Source organism: Sphingomonas sp. HT-1, from assembly GCF_048568905.1.
Classification (GTDB): domain Bacteria; phylum Pseudomonadota; class Alphaproteobacteria; order Sphingomonadales; family Sphingomonadaceae; genus Sphingomonas.
Genome location: NZ_CP183770.1, coordinates 2,228,571 through 2,243,325, shown reverse-complemented (window position 1 = coordinate 2,243,325; position 14,755 = coordinate 2,228,571). Strand labels below are relative to the sequence as shown.

Annotated in this window: 12 protein-coding genes and 1 tRNA gene; 5 read left to right on the top strand and 8 right to left on the bottom strand. The window is 65.7% G+C overall.

All coding sequences use genetic code 11. From position 1 onward, the window contains the following. Nucleotides 1-248 precede the first annotated feature (248 nt). Nucleotides 249-3,008 carry a DUF5695 domain-containing protein gene (locus ACNFJ7_RS10365; RefSeq protein ID WP_019368161.1) on the bottom strand — a complete coding sequence of 920 codons (2,760 nt, stop codon included), beginning with the start codon at nt 3,006-3,008 and terminating at the stop codon, nt 249-251. 122 nt (nt 3,009-3,130) lie between these two features. On the opposite strand from ACNFJ7_RS10365, the gene ACNFJ7_RS10360 reads away from it, so the two are divergent. From ACNFJ7_RS10360 to ACNFJ7_RS10350, 3 genes are all read left to right on the top strand, one after another. Then, nucleotides 3,131-5,506: a beta-L-arabinofuranosidase domain-containing protein gene (locus ACNFJ7_RS10360; RefSeq protein WP_236704410.1), complete on the top strand. Its 2,376-nt coding sequence runs from the start codon at nt 3,131-3,133 to the stop codon at nt 5,504-5,506. A 49-nt stretch (nt 5,507-5,555) separates the two neighbouring features. After that, a complete protein-coding gene (locus tag ACNFJ7_RS10355; RefSeq protein ID WP_058805415.1) occupies nt 5,556-7,319 on the top strand; it encodes a DUF885 domain-containing protein in 1,764 nt (587 codons plus the stop codon). Between the two features lie 105 nt (nt 7,320-7,424). Continuing rightward, the gene (locus tag ACNFJ7_RS10350) at nt 7,425-8,816 is read left to right on the top strand and encodes an NAD-dependent succinate-semialdehyde dehydrogenase (RefSeq protein WP_026008888.1); all 1,392 of its coding nucleotides are present in this window, start codon (nt 7,425-7,427) and stop codon (nt 8,814-8,816) included. 150 nt (nt 8,817-8,966) lie between these two features. On the opposite strand, the gene ACNFJ7_RS10345 is transcribed toward ACNFJ7_RS10350, so the two are convergent. Further along, nucleotides 8,967-10,505: a DHA2 family efflux MFS transporter permease subunit gene (locus ACNFJ7_RS10345; RefSeq protein WP_019368165.1), complete on the bottom strand. Its 1,539-nt coding sequence runs from the start codon at nt 10,503-10,505 to the stop codon at nt 8,967-8,969. A 148-nt stretch (nt 10,506-10,653) separates the two neighbouring features. Here ACNFJ7_RS10345 and ACNFJ7_RS10340 point away from each other — a divergent pair, with 148 nt between their 5' ends. Further along, nucleotides 10,654-11,703, top strand: coding sequence for a type III polyketide synthase (locus ACNFJ7_RS10340; RefSeq protein ID WP_019368166.1), 1,050 nt, complete (start codon nt 10,654-10,656; stop codon nt 11,701-11,703). Beyond that, nucleotides 11,700-12,203, top strand: a complete 504-nt coding sequence (locus ACNFJ7_RS10335; RefSeq protein ID WP_019368167.1) for an isoprenylcysteine carboxyl methyltransferase family protein — start codon at nt 11,700-11,702, stop codon at nt 12,201-12,203. Before ACNFJ7_RS10340 ends, ACNFJ7_RS10335 begins: the two co-directional genes overlap by 4 nt. Here the strand turns inward: ACNFJ7_RS10335 and ACNFJ7_RS10330 are convergent. From ACNFJ7_RS10330 to infA, 6 genes are all read right to left on the bottom strand, one after another. After that, on the bottom strand, nt 12,193-12,456 hold the full coding sequence (locus ACNFJ7_RS10330) for a hypothetical protein (protein ID WP_019368168.1): 264 nt from the start codon (nt 12,454-12,456) through the stop codon (nt 12,193-12,195). The genes ACNFJ7_RS10335 and ACNFJ7_RS10330 overlap by 11 nt on opposite strands. Before the next feature lie 165 nt (nt 12,457-12,621). Continuing rightward, nucleotides 12,622-12,697, bottom strand: a tRNA-Phe gene (locus ACNFJ7_RS10325). A gap of 31 nt (nt 12,698-12,728) precedes the next feature. Beyond that, the gene (locus tag ACNFJ7_RS10320) at nt 12,729-12,911 is read right to left on the bottom strand and encodes a DNA gyrase inhibitor YacG (protein ID WP_019368169.1); all 183 of its coding nucleotides are present in this window, start codon (nt 12,909-12,911) and stop codon (nt 12,729-12,731) included. Nucleotides 12,912-12,916: 5 nt separating this feature from the next. Continuing rightward, on the bottom strand, nt 12,917-13,867 hold the full coding sequence (locus tag ACNFJ7_RS10315; protein WP_019368170.1) for a ribonuclease E/G: 951 nt from the start codon (nt 13,865-13,867) through the stop codon (nt 12,917-12,919). Beyond that, nucleotides 13,860-14,429, bottom strand: coding sequence for a Maf family protein (locus ACNFJ7_RS10310; RefSeq protein ID WP_019368171.1), 570 nt, complete (start codon nt 14,427-14,429; stop codon nt 13,860-13,862). The genes ACNFJ7_RS10315 and ACNFJ7_RS10310 overlap by 8 nt, the downstream gene beginning before the upstream one ends. A 13-nt stretch (nt 14,430-14,442) precedes the next feature. Beyond that, nucleotides 14,443-14,661 (bottom strand): translation initiation factor IF-1, encoded by a 219-nt coding sequence (infA, locus tag ACNFJ7_RS10305; protein ID WP_003049127.1) that lies wholly within the window; start codon nt 14,659-14,661, stop codon nt 14,443-14,445. Between the last annotated feature and the right edge of the window lie 94 nt (nt 14,662-14,755).

The window sequence follows — 14,755 nt, the reverse complement described above, 5'->3', positions numbered from 1 at the left end:
GCCCCGACTTGATTGTGATGGGATCGCCGTTTGCAGCGATCTGTCCCAGTATAGGCGGGGAAAGCGGCAGGCTGGGCGCTGCCGAGGAAAAAGCTATTGAAGCTGTAGTGAAATGCAATGTCTGCGCGACGGTGCATGTTCCCAAGCTATGGGTGGCAAGTCGTGGTTTTCTGCGGCGAACGCCATTCGATCGATAGTGGACCGATACGAATCGCGCGCGGCGTTGCTAAGTAGATTTCCTGAAATCTTCACGCGGGGCGAACCCCTTGTCCGCTGGCGGGCGCGAGACGGATTTCCTGCGGCGTCGACGTAAGCGGCACCGCCGTTCCGCCACGTTCCGGGGTGCCCCCCTGGACGAAGTAGCTAGGCTCGCCGACCGTCCTGTCCACCCGGACCAGCGCGCGCGGCGTCGTTGCGGTTTGCGGGTCTAGCGTGAGCGTCACGATGCCGGTGGACGGCTGAAAGCGCGCGGAGGCGATCTTGCCGGCTTCCAGCGTGATCCACAGGCCCGCCGGAGCGACGAACAGCCGGCTGCGCGCGCCATCTCGCGGCTGGATCGTCACAGCATCGGAGGCGACGCGGATATTGCCGCCATAGCCTAGCCAGCCGAACTCCGGATCGCGGACCAGATAGGTGGCGGCGGCATAGGCATGGGCGAAGTAACCCGAGCCATAATCGCCGCTATACGGATCCCATGCCATCCGATCGGGCCAGGCATGGAACGCCGCCGATCCGAAGCCATCGCGATCGATATTGGTGATGCCGCCCATCAGCCCGCCATACGCCACGCGCAGCAGGTGCAGGTCTTTCGGGTCGGCGCGGAACGCCTCGAAGAGCGGCAGCGCGTTGTTGGTCGACCCATAATGGTGGATCTGCCGCTCGATGCGCGGATATTTGCCGCCGTACAGGAAATCCCAATAGCGCCGGGCATTGCCGTTATAGCCCCAGTGCGGGATCAGCGGATCATAGCCGAGGATCACCTCCACCGTCTCTGCTGCCTGCTTCGGATGGCCGAAATAGCGCATCCAGGCATAGACTTCGGGCTGCCCGGTCGAATCCCACGCCATTTCGCTGCCAAAGGGATAGGCAAGGCCCTTCCAGTGATCGGCGCGACCCTTCATCAAGCTTTCGACTTGAGCGGCATCCCGGGTCAGCCCTTCGCGCTTCAGATCGTCGAGGATGTTGACGAAAACATTACCTTCCATCTGCCCGAACTGAGTGTAATAGGGCGCATCGCGCATCATCGCGACGATCGTCCTGCGGGCATGATCGAGATACCAGCGCCAGTCGTGATGCGTCACCAGGCCCGGATGGTTGCGCGCCAGGCGGTACAGCACCCAATAGCCGAGCGCGACATGCGGATAGTTGAACGAGCGGCCGAGATCGTCCGCCTCCTTCTTCGGCCAGCTGGTCCAGCTCGACCAATCGGACGCCGCATCGTAGGCCCCGGGGAAGCCGGCCGGATCATAGTAGAACAGGCTCTTCTTCACTGCGCCAGCGTGTTCGCCATCGGCGACCTGGAGCTTGCCGAGGATCGTCTTGTCGATCACCGTTTCCAACTTGGCGATCTCGCCCGCATCGGGATTGTCGAGCTGCTTCATTACCGCGGCAATCCAGCCGCCAGCACCTCCTTCGTCGCTCATGCCCGCGATCCAGACGCGCGGCTCCTGGGTGACGATCCGGTCAGTTTCGCGGTCGTAGCTGAGGATTGCGGGCGCGCGGCGGAACGGGTCCTGCGCATCGTCGAACCATTGTTTCGTCGTTGTGAAGTGGCCCAGATCGGCCATGATCTGTTCGAGCGGCTTGGTGACGAAATAGCTGACGGTCTGCGCGGTGCCGTCGGTATAGGTGATGGTAACCCGCGCACGGCCCCAGCCGCGCCCGCGCACCGCATAGCGTCGCCAGCCATTCAAGTTGCCTGCCGCCGCTACCGTCATCGCGCCGACGGGCGCCACGTCGACTCGGGCGACCGGCTGCCGGTAGCGGAGAAAAAGCGAAGCTTCGACGTCGTTCGGCACGACATAGCCGGGTACGCCGAGCGCGACCGGGCGGCCCTGCGCAACGAGCGTCGGCTGGATGCCACGGATCGACGGTGCTTGCACCAGACGCACGCCGATGGCGCACGTTTCGCCTGGAGCCAGCGTGAAGCTGGACGGCACGTTCCACTGTTCGCCGGCGCTGCGCCATTCCTGTTCGGCGAAGCCCTTGGAGGCGATGGTCCAGTCGTAAAAGCCTTCGGAAACCTGGCTGCGCGGGCTCTTGTCGGTCATGATCGCATTTGCGCCGGCCTCTTTCGGCGTCTTGAGTGGCGCATAGGCTTCCAGCGGGGTGCGGCCATCGGGGAGCACCAGCAGCGCCGGGCCCTTGCCGTTCAGGCGGGTGACTTGAAGATAGCCGGCATCGCGGCCGATATAGGGATCGACAAAGCTCGCCTGGGCGTGGGCGGTTTCCAACGTGCGATCGCGCAGGATGTTGTCGAACACCATCGGCAGACCGAGCCCGCCGATTTCGACGGGCTTGTCGCTGGCGTTGATCAGCCGGAAGCGAAGCACCGGCACGCCGCCGACATTCAGCCAACGCCGTTCGATGCGTAGCGGAAAGCCTGGCCCCATGCTTGCACTGATATCCGCTGCCGCGAATACCGGCCCGCCGGAGGCGAGCAGGCGGATCGGGCGGCGCGCATGCCAGGACGCGTAATCCTGCCAGCGCCCGCCCGCGGTGCGCAGCCGCACATCGATATCGCCAACATGCGCATAGCCATCGCCCTGTCGCTCCGCTTCCCGATTGCCCGGTACGAAATCGAAGGCGGGCTCGGCGAGCGGCGAGAGCCGCGCCAGCGTTTGAGTGTCGCTGCGCAGTGCCAGCGCGAAGCTCCCGATCCGGAACTGCGTCGTATGCACCGGCGGTAGCGTGGCCGCCGCCTTCTGTACCGCCGATACGCCGGACGCAGACAGGGTGGCACCCGTCAGGGCTGCCGCTGCTAAGAAGCTTGCACGAAAGGAAGACATACAGATTTAGATCATGCGATCGATCCAGGGTCAAGGATATTATACGGTATATAAATGGCGGAAAATCCGTTGACCCACCGGGCAGGCGTTCGTAATCGTATACGATAGCATGGGGATGTGTGATGCGCGGTACGAGACGGGAATTACTAGCCACCGCCGGTGGCGCGCTGTTGGCCGCAAGCCCGCGGGTCGGGCTCGCCCAAGCCGCCCGAACGGCTCGATTGCCGACCAAGCTGGCGCCGCTGCCGCTGCCGGCGTTGCGCTTGCGCCCATCGGACTATGCCAATGCGGTCGCGGCCAATCATCGTTACCTGTTGTTGCTGAGCCCGGATCGGCTGCTCCACAACTTTCACAAATATGCCGGGATGACGCCCAAGGCGCCGATTTATGGCGGGTGGGAAAGCGATACGATCGCCGGCCATACGCTGGGCCATTATCTTACTGCGTTGGTGCTCACCTGGCAGCAGACCGGCGATCCCGAGATGCGGCGCCGAGCAGACTATATCGTCGCGGAACTCGCCGCGGCGCAGGCGAAGCGCGGCACCGGCTATGTCGGTGCGCTGGGCCGGAGGGGCGCCGACGGCAAGATCGTGGACGGCGAGACGATCTTCCGCGAGATTATGCGTGGCGAGATCAAGTCCACCGGGTTCGATCTCAACGGTTCGTGGTCGCCGCTCTATACGGTGCACAAGCTGTTCGCCGGGCTGCTCGACGTCCATGCCGGTTGGGATAGCCCTCAGGCGCTGCAGGTGACGCTGGGCCTTGCCGGCTATTTCGAGCGCGTGTTCGCGGCGCTCGACGACGAACGGATGCAGCAGGTGCTGGGCTGCGAATATGGCGGGCTGAACGAAAGCTTTGCCGAGCTCTATGCCCGCACCCGCGATCCGCGCTGGATGGCGATTGCCAAGCGGCTCTACGACAACCGGGTGCTCGATCCGCTGAAGGCCGGCGAGGATAAGCTCGCCAACGTCCACGCCAACACCCAGGTGCCCAAGCTAATCGGCCTTGCGCGCATCCATGAACTGACTGGTGATGTGGGAGATGCGGCGGCGGCACGCTTCTTTTGGGAGCGGGTGACGCAGCATCACAGCTATGTGATCGGCGGCAATGCCGATCGCGAATATTTCGCCGCGCCGGACAGCATCGCGCTGCACATTACCGACCAGACGTGCGAGCATTGCAACACCTATAACATGCTCAAGCTGACCAGCCATCTGTTCGCCTGGGCGCCGGATGCCGCGTTGTTCGACTTCTACGAGCGCGCGCACCTCAACCATGTGATGGCAGCACAACACCCGAAGACCGGCGCCTTCACCTACATGACGCCGCTGATGACCGGCGTGCCCCGGAAGTTCGCGCAGCCTGACGAGGAGGAGTTCTGGTGCTGTATCGGCTCCGGCATGGAAATCCACGCCAAGCACGGCGAAGCGGCGTTCTGGGAAGGCGAGGGGATGTTCCTTGTCAACCTCTACGTTCCGGCCGAGGTGACGTGGAAGGCGCGCGGCGCGCGGCTGGTGCTGGATACCAGCTACCCGATCGGCGGCACTGCGACGGTGACGATGGCAGCGCTCGCGCGGCCGGGGCGCTTCGCCCTCGCGCTGCGGGTGCCGGGCTGGGCGAGGGGCCGGGCGGTGGTGACGGTGAACGGCAAACCCGCGGGCGCAGCGTTCGACAAGGGCTATGCGATCGTCGAGCGGGCATGGAAGGCAGGCGATGCGCTGGCGATCACGCTGCCGATGGAGCCGCGCCTGGAAGCGACGCCGGGCGACGCTTCGGTCGTGGCGGTGCTGCGCGGGCCGTTGGTGATGGCGGGCGATCTGGGGGCAGCTTCGGATCCGTGGGAAGGCGCCGATCCGGCGATGGTGGGGCAGGACCTGCTCGCCGGATTCCGCGTCGATGCCGAACCCGCAACCTATCGCACGGCGGGCGTGGTGCGCCCCGGCGATCTACGGTTCGTGCCGTTCTATCGCCAATATGACCGGCGCAGCGCAGTGTATTTCAAGCGCTTCGGCGAAGGCGAATGGCGGGCCGAACAGGCCGCCTATTTCGCCGAACAGGCGCGGCTGAGAGAGGTGCAGGCGCGCGCGGTGGACGTGATGCATCTTGGCGAAATGCAGCCGGAACGCGATCATGATCTGCGCACAGGGGGCGCTTCCTTCCCCGTCGCCTATCGGGGGCGGCAAGGCCGCGATGCGCGATCGGGCGGCTGGTTCGACTTCACGATGAAGACGCGCGAGGGGCCGCTGGTGCTGCAGGCGACCTATTGGGGCGGCGAGCGCGACCGCGATTTCGACATTCTGGTAGACGATGTGAAGATCGCCACCCAGCATCTGGGCGAAAAGGATCGGCCGGGAAAGTTCTTCGATGTCGAATATCCGCTGCCGGAGGTGCTGACCAAGGGCAAGAAAGCGATGCGCGTGCGCTTTGTGCCGCACGATCGCAACACTGCCGGCCCGGTGTTCGGCGTGGTGCTGTTCACCCCGCGGACCTCCGCGTAGCCTTATCGCCCTGTCCTCAATCTCTCCTCCCGCGAGCGAGCCCGTATCGATGAACGCCAAGCCCCTGCTGCCCTTGATCCTGTTGGCGCTCGCCGCTCCTGCCGCTGCGAACACGCCGCCCGCGCGAAGGCCGGTCTCCGCCGATGCGCGACTGAAGGCGATCACGACTGCCGAATATGCCTGGCGCCGCCAGCAGCAGGGGCCGGGAGAAGACACGCCCAATGGCCCCGCCGGCGGCCTGCCCGATGTTGGACCTGCCGCCCAGGCGGCGCGGCTCGCCCGCTGGACGCAGACGGCGCGCCAACTCGCCGCGATCGACCCGGCGAAGCTGTCGCCCAAAGCGCGGATCGACTACCTCGTCTATAAGGGCCAGATCGATGCGCTGCTCGCCGAACAGCGTTTCCGCGACTATGAAAAGCCGCTCACGTCGGACACCAGCTTCTGGAGCGACGTGGCCGAAGCGGCCCGCGGGCGGTTCGTGCGCGAGGCCGATTACCGCGCCTATCTGAAAACGTTGCGCGAGGTGCCGCGCTTCTTCGACCAGAACATCGCCAATATGCGCGCCGGGCTGCGACGCGGCTTCACTCCGCCGCAGATCACGCTGGCAGGGCGCGACGTAGGCGTGGCGCAGGTGGTGGAGGCGCCGGCGGAGGAGAATCTGTTCGTCGCGCCGTTCCGTCAGTTTCCGTCGGCGATCCCGGCGGCCTTGCAGGAATCGCTGCGCCGGGAAGGTTTGGCGGCAGTGCGCGAAGCGGTGATCCCGGCGCACGCCAAGCTCCTGCAATTCCTGCGCACCGAATATATGCCTGGTGCGCGCAAAGCGCTGGCGGCGACCGAACTGCCCGACGGCCAGGCCTATTACCGCTCCAAAATCCGCGAATATGTGACGCGCGACATGACCGCCGAGCAGGTCCATGCGATCGGCGTGCGCGAGGTGGCGAAGATCCGCGCCGAGATGCTGGAGGTGATGCGGGAGGTGAAGTTCGACGGCGACCTGCCCGCCTTTCTCACTTTCCTGCGCACCGATCCGCGCTTCTATCCGAAGACGCCGCAGGAACTGCTAGAACGCGCCGCCTGGATCGCCAAGGGCTTCGATGCCAAGGCCAGCCAGTATTTCGGCCGGCTGCCGCGCAGTCGCTTTGCGATCAAGCCGGTGCCGGCCGATCTCGCGCCCTTCTACACCAGCGGCCGGGGCGGGCCGGGCATCTATCTGGTCAACACTTATGATCTGAAATCGCGGGCCAATTACCAGCTGACCGCACTGACCTTGCACGAGAGCGCGCCGGGCCACGCCTTCCAGATGCCGCTGGCCAATGAGAACAAGGATCTGCCTGCGTTCCGGCGGGAAACCTATCTCTCCGCCTATGGCGAGGGTTGGGCGCTCTATTCGGAGAAACTGGGCGTCGAGATGGGGATGTACGAAACGCCCTATGACCGTTTCGGAATGCTGAGCTACCAGATGTGGCGGGCATCTCGCCTGGTAGTGGATACCGGCATCCACGCGCTGGGCTGGAGCCGCGAGCGCGCGCAGCAATTCCTGCGCGACAACACCGCGCTCAGCAACCACGAGATCGAGACAGAGGTGGATCGCTACATCGCCTGGCCGGGGCAGGCGCTGAGCTACTATATGGGCGAGCTGGCGTTCCTGGAGGCGCGGGCGCGGGCTGAAAAGGCGCTGGGTGCACGCTTCAACATCCGCGCGTGGCACGATGCCATGTTGCAGCTGGGATCGGTGCCGCTGACGGTGATCGACCAGCGGACCGATCAATTCATTCGCGAGGGCGGTAAGGGTCCCTATCCGGACGAGGAATGAGGCAGGGTCCGTATTAGCCCCAATTCAGCCGTCCCACCGCTAGGCGCAAGACATGCCGGAACCCTTCCCCTGCCGCCCAAGTACGGCACGAGCATGGAGCCCGGCATGTCTTTCGCGACCATCAATCCCTATACCGGCGAAACGCTGAAGACCTTCCCCACGGCGACCGATGACGAGGTCCGCGGCGCGATCGATCGCGCGCATCGGGCGTTCCTCGACTGGCGAAGCACCGGCTTTGTCGAGCGGGCGCAGGTGATGCGGGCGGCGGCGGCCATCCTGCGGCGCGACGTGGACCACTATGCCCCGTTGCTCACGCTGGAAATGGGCAAGCTGATCGGCGAAGCGCGCGCGGAAGTCGAACTCTCTGCCGCGATCTTCGACTATTATGCCGAGCATGCCGAGCGGCTGCTCGCCCCGGAGCCGCTGCCGGTGGCCGATCCGGCCGAGGGACAGGCGGTGCTGGTGTGCGATCCGCTGGGTGTGCTGCTCGCCATCGAGCCGTGGAATTTCCCCTATTATCAGATCGCCCGGATCATCGCGCCGCAGCTCTCCGCCGGCAACACGATCCTGCTGAAGCACGCGGCGAACGTGCCGCAATGCGCGGCGGCGTTCGAGGCGCTGATGTGCGCGGCGGGGCTGCCCGAGGGCGCCTTCATCAACCTCTATGCCGCGCATGCGCAGGTGGAACTGATCCTTGCCGATCCGCGCGTGCACGGCGTGGCGCTTACCGGATCGGAAGCAGCCGGGGCGCAGGTGGCGGCGATTGCGGGCAAAGCGCTCAAGAAATCGACGATGGAACTGGGCGGGGCGGATGCCTTCGTCGTTCTGAAGGACGCCGATATCGAGAAGACCGTACGCTGGGCGGTGTTCGGCCGGCACTGGAACGCCGGCCAGGTGTGCGTCTCCTCCAAGCGGATGATCGTCGCCGACGAGATCTACGACAGCTTCCTGCTGCGCTACCGCGCGGGCGTGGCGGCGCTGCGCATGGGCGATCCGCTTGATCCGGAGACGACACTGGCGCCATTATCCTCGCAAAAGGCGGCGGACGATGTGCGGGCAATGGTCGACAAGGCAGTGGCGCATGGGGCCACCGCCACGCCGGTGGGCCCGGACGTGCCCAACCAGGGCGCCTTCGTGCAGCCGGTGATCTTAACCGACGTGAGCGACGACAATCCCGCCCGCCACTGGGAGTTTTTTGGTCCGGTCTCGATGCTGTTTCGCGCCCGCGACGAAGAGGATGCGATCCGCATCGCCAATGATTCGCCTTTCGGCCTGGGAGGATCGGTGTTCACCAGCGATATCGAACGGGGCAAGGCAGTCGCCCGGCGTATCGAGACGGGCATGGTGTTCGTGAACCATCCGGCGATGGTGAAGGCCGACCTGCCGTTCGGCGGCATTCGCCGCTCGGGCTATGGGCGCGAACTGCTCGGCCTGGGAGTTCGGGAATTCGTGAACCACAAGCTGATCGACGTAGTGGATATCGACGCGCCGTTCTGAGGGCATTGAAGCGGGCGGGCGGTACGTGCCCGCGCCAACCTATCCCGTCTTCGGCCCAACGAGTTCAGCGTCGCTGGCACGCGCAAAGGTTGGGAGTGCGGCGGGGGCTCAACGGTCGTGACGACCTTCCGGCAGGGGGCGGCTGGAAGATCACGCGTCGTCGCCGATCGGCGCAAGGCGAACCCAGAAGAGCATGGCTACCGCCGCTATCGTCAGGAGGCCGCATAGCAGCCAAGCGGTGTTGACCGCCGGCACCAACGCGGCCCTCTCCACCAATGGCCGCACCATCTCGGTCGCGAAATCATCGAGCGGTTGACCGCGTTGTTCGAGAAAGGCGTCGCGCGGGATGCCGATCCGCACCGCCGTCGCCACGTCGCCCGCGCGCAGCCTGTTTGCAATCTCTGTACCCGCAGTCGTCGCGCGGCTGAAGATCGTGGTGTCGATCAGCGCCAGCCCAACTGCGCCGCCCAGATTGCGCATGAGGTTGAACAGTCCGCTACCGTCGGCAACCAGCCGATCGGGCAAGCGGCCCAGTGCCATGCGGGTTGGCGGCAACAGGCAGAACATGATCGCTGCGCCGCGCACGATCTGCGGCACGATCATTGCCGCGAAATCGGTCTGCCCGGTCTGCCGGGTGCTGAGCAGCAGGCCGATCGCAAACAACACGAAGCCAAAGCCGGTCAACAGACGAGGATCCATCCGGCGCTCGGCATAGACCGCGATCGGCGCAGTCAGCAGCTGGGTGCAGCCCGTCACCAGCATGATCTCGCCGATACGCAGAGGCCCATGCTCGCGCACCAGGCCCAGGAAGAAGGGCATCAGATAGGTGGAGCCGAACAGTCCAAAGCCGAGCACGAAGCTCAGCAGGCAACCGATCGTGAAGTTGCGGTCGACGAAGCAGCGCAGTTCCACCAGCGGCGCGCGCGATACCAGCGTGCGCCAAGTGAATCCAATCGCGCCGGCAGCGGCGAGGGCAAGCAGCCCCAGCACGCGCGGCGCCGTCCAGCCCAGCGTCGGCGCATCCTTGAGGCCGATCTGAAGCGCAACCAGCGCAGTGGCGAGCAGGCCGAGCGCGACAAGGTCGATCGGGCGGCTTTCCCGGCGTCCGAGAGCGGCGCCGCGCAGGCAGACAACTGCACCTACCCCCGCAATGATGCCGGGGAGGATGTTCACCCGGAACAGCCAGTGCCAAGAGAAGGATTGAGTAATCCAGCCGCCGACGATCGGCCCGATCGTCGGCGCCAGCACCGCCGCGACACCTGCGATCGTCGTGGCGAGCGCCTGACTGCGCGGTGGAAACAGCAGGAATACCGCGGCGAACACCGCCGGAATCAGCGTTCCGCCAGCAGATCCTTGAACGATGCGCCAAGCGATGAGCGCGGCAAAGCTGTCGCTCGCTGCGCAGCCGACCGACGCAAGCGTGAACAGGCTGATTGCGGCGACGAACAGCCAACGCATGCCCATGCGCGCGGTGAGAAAGCCCGTCAGCGGAATCGCTACGATCTCGGCGGTGAGATAGGCGGTCTGCACCCACACCATTCGATCGGTTGCGATGCCAAGGGCCGCTTGAATGGTGGGCAGCGACGTCGCAACGATCTGGATGTCGAGGATCGCCATGAACATGCCCAGGCACATCAGGATGAAACCGGCCCATTGGCGATAGCCTGTGCGGCTGCTTTGGCTTAGCATGGGGAAGGCCGCATCAACCGAACGTTTCCTCACCGAGTCCCCCTGCGGAGCCGCAGTCATAGCGCAGACAAGGAACTCGCTGTTGGCAAATTCGTTGCGCGACTGAACCTTTTCCACCGGTCCGCCGGTAAGTCAGGCGGTAGCCTTCATGCAGCCGGTGTCCATCCTCTCTCTTACCACTGAAACCCCCAACCACATCCTGACGCAGAGCGAGGCGCTGGCCACCGCCCGCGACCTGATCGGCGACCAGTTCAGCGATTTCGAGCGGCTCGCCGCAGTCTATGCCAATGCCGGGATCCAGACGCGCCAGCTGGCCAAGCCGGTCGACTGGTATCGCAGCCCGCGCAGCTTCCTCGAACGAACCGACGCCTATCTGGAGGTCGCGCTGGACCTCTGGGTGGCGGTGGCGGTGAGGGCGATCGACGAAGCCGGCATCATGGCGGGGCAGATCGATACGATCGTCACCATCTCCTCGACCGGCATCGCCACGCCCAGCCTCGAAGCACGGGCGATGACGCGGATAGCGTTCCGGAACGACGTTGCGCGAGTGCCCGTATTCGGGCTCGGATGTGCCGGCGGCGCTACCGGACTGGGCCTTGCGAGCAAGCTGGCGCGCGCCACGCCCGGCTCGACGGTGCTGTTCGTCACGGTGGAGCTCTGCAGCTTGGCGCTGCGCACAGATCGGGCGGACAAGGCCGACCTCGTCTCCACCGCCCTGTTCGGCGATGGCGCTGCGGCGTGCGTGCTCCGTAGTGGCGTGGACGGCTTCGTCCAGATCACCGGCAGCGCCGAAAAGACCTGGAGCGATACGCTTGACATCATGGGATGGCGAGCGGAGCCAACGGGCCTTGGTGTCGTGCTGAACCGAGCCATTCCCGCCTTCGCCAGGCGGGAGATGCGTAAGGCGATGCAGGAAATGCTCGCGCCACAGGGGATCGCAATGGAGGATGTCGACCAGTTCATCTGCCATCCAGGCGGCGCAAAGGTGGTGGACGCCATCGAAAGCGCCCTTGCGCTCAACCAGGGCGCGCTGCTGACCGAGCGAGAGGTTCTACGGGACCATGGCAACATGTCCGCGCCCACCGTGCTGTTCGTGCTGGACCGGTATCGGCGCGCGGGCTTGCCCAAGCTCTCGGTGATCAGCGCGCTGGGGCCGGGCTTCACCGCCTCCTCGCTAACACTGCGCTGCGCGGCATGAGCGCGGCTTATGCCATTATGGCCTTCGTCACGCTGCAGCGATTGAGCGAGCTGGTAATCGCACGGCGCAACACTGCGCGGCTCCTCGCCGACGGCGCGCATGAGGTGGGCGGCGAACATTATCCCGTGATGGTTGCACTGCACACTGCCTGGCTAGCGGTACTGTGGTTCACCGTCGGCGATCGTCCCATCTCTCTACCGTTCCTTGCCGTCTTCGCGGTGCTGCAATTGATGCGCGTATGGGTATTAGCCACGCTGGGGCCGCGCTGGACCACGCGCATCATCGTTACCCGCGATGCGCCGCTGGTGCGGCGCGGGCCTTTCCGCTTCGTGCGCCATCCCAATTACATGGTGGTCACCGCGGAGATTGCCGTGCTGCCGCTGACCTTCGGCCTCATTTGGGTCGCGCTGCTGTTTACGGTACTGAATGCGGCGATGCTGACGGTGCGTATCCGCGCAGAGAACCGGGCGCTCTACGGCAGCGGCGGCGTCAGCGCTTAGGCGAAGCCTCGCGCTGCGCCTTGATGCGAAGCATTGCGGCGTGACATATGGTCGAGGTCTGATCGATTTTCGCGATCATGCAAGCTTCCACTTTCTTGCGGCTCAGCGATTTCATCTCGGCGGGACACAATCGCCGTGCCTCCTGCACGCACGCCTTTTTGCCCGCATCGGTTTGCCGCTGCGAGACTGCGTGCGCGGTACCCGCCAGCATGGCACTCGCAACCAAAAGGACGCTGATGGTACGCAAGATCATATACGCATCCTAGGACTGTGGCGCGCCACGCGGCGGCGGCGACGGAGCCGGCCTATCCCGTTTGAGACGCGCGAACAACGCTTGTTACCGGGTGGATGCGGCAAGGCCATCAATGGCGAAGCCAAGCGCCGTCGATCAGGCGAAAACGATATGTTTGAGAAGAAGTGGTGCCCGGGGACGGAGTCGAACCGCCGACACTGCGATTTTCAGTCGCATGCTCTACCAACTGAGCTACCCGGGCACACCGGCGGAACCGCCGGGGAGCGCGCCTCTTAGTCGCGCGAATCGGGGCTGTCTAGCCCTGAATGCGCATTTGGATTGGCGGGCTCGCCGGGTACGCGATAGCCCTCGCCCAGCCATTGCAGCAGGTCGCGATCCTTGCAGCCGCGGCTGCAGAAGGGCTTGAAGTCGGCGGTGCCGGGCTTGCCGCAGATCGGGCAGGCGTCGCGGGGCATGCGGGTCACTCCTTGGGGGTCACGAACTGGACCGTGCCGCCCATGCGGCGGGCGAGGCTGTCGGTCCAGTCGGGCTCGCGCGCCAGGCGGCGGGCGATTCGGCTATCCACCATATGGGTAGCGGGCACAGGCGGGGGAAGGCGTTCCAGCCGGCGCAGCTCGGCGCGCGTCGCCGCGCCCACCGGATCGGCGTGGAGCAGCTCGGGCAGCGAGGGGCGGGTGCGGCGGCGGACGATCTGGAGGAAGCCGAAGCCGTTCACCGCGGTGCGCTCGAAGGGCTGGGGGAGCGCGGCGTCGATCGCCTCCGCCACGGCGTTGCGCGCGCCCTTGCTGCTCAGTGTGGGGAAGTCGATACCGATCGAGCCGCCGATGCCGAATCGCTCGATCGCGCGGGCGACGGCGTGGGCGGCGGCGATCGAGAGCGCTTCGAGCGGGCCCGAGCCGTCGACATCGAACAGAGTCATGGCGGGGGTGGGCGACATGCGCAGCGCGCCACCGGGGAAGGCAATCTCGCCTGTATAGGCTTCGTCGAGCACTTCCGACCAGCCGGCCTCTTCCAGCACATCGGCTTCGTGAGCGCGGAGCATGCGCACCGGATGGGCGCTGGCGGCGATGCGGGCGAGCAGGTCCGGGCCGTCGGCCAGCGGTGCCTCAGCGGGCGCGGGAACGGCCTTGGGGAGCTTGGCGCGGCCGGGTTCGGGGATCGCCTCGCGGACGATCTTCACGCACAGCGGCGCGCCTTGCGTAGCGCCCTTGGGCAGCGGGTCGCACAGCGCCTCGCCGCCTTGGTCGAGCGTCACCTTGCCGGTCGATTTGTCGGCAAGTCGCGCTGCGCAGATCGCGCCGACCCGAACGGCGGTGTCGGCCAGTTCGATCCGCGCCTTCCAAATCACCCCGCGCGAAACGAGGGCGGCGCGGTTCTCGCCGATCCCCGCCTCGTACAGCCACTCAGCCAAGGTGATAGCCGGCGGCGGCCAGCAGCGCGCGGGCCTCGAATACCGGAAGGCCGACCACGCCCGAATGGCTGCCGGAGAGGAAGCGCACGAACGCTTCGGCCTTGCCCTGGATGGCATAGCCGCCCGCCTTGCCCATGCCTTCGCCGCTGGCGACGTACCAATCGATATCGGCGTCGCTGAGGCGCTTGAAGGCGACGACGGTGTCGGAGACGCGGGTGCGCGCCTTTCCGTCCGTGCCGATCACGCAAATGGCGGAGAGGCAGTGGTGGCGGCGGCCCGAGAGCAGCGCCAGCATGCGGCGCAGATCGGCCTCATCGGTGGGCTTGCCGAGGATGCGGCGACCGACGGCGATGGTGGTGTCGCCGGCGAGGACGATCTCGTCCGGAGCACGGTCGACCGCATGCGCCTTGGCGGTCGCGACGCGCAGCACATAGGGTCGCGGCAGCTCGCCGGGGCGGACATCCTCGTCCACATCGGGCGCAGCGATGCGATCGGGCGCGGCGCCGATCCGGGTGAGCAGATCGAGCCGTCGCGGCGAGGTGGAAGCGAGCACGAGCCGCATCGGCGGCACCTGCTTACTTGAAGCGATAGGTGATGCGGCCCTTGGTCAGGTCGTAGGGCGTCAGCTCGACGAGCACCTCGTCGCCCACCAGCACGCGGATGCGGTTCTTGCGCATCTTGCCGGCGGTGTGGCCGAGAATCTCATGGTCGTTCTCGAGCCGGACGCGGAACATGGCGTTGGGGAGAAGCTCCACAACCTGTCCACGCATTTCAAGCAGTTCTTCTTTGGCCAAAAAATGCCTCTCAGGGATTAGCGCGCGTAAAAGTGCGTCGCCCTTACAGCGCTGGAAGGAAAAAGGGAAGGCGGCGCGGGATGGGCGTGCGTCT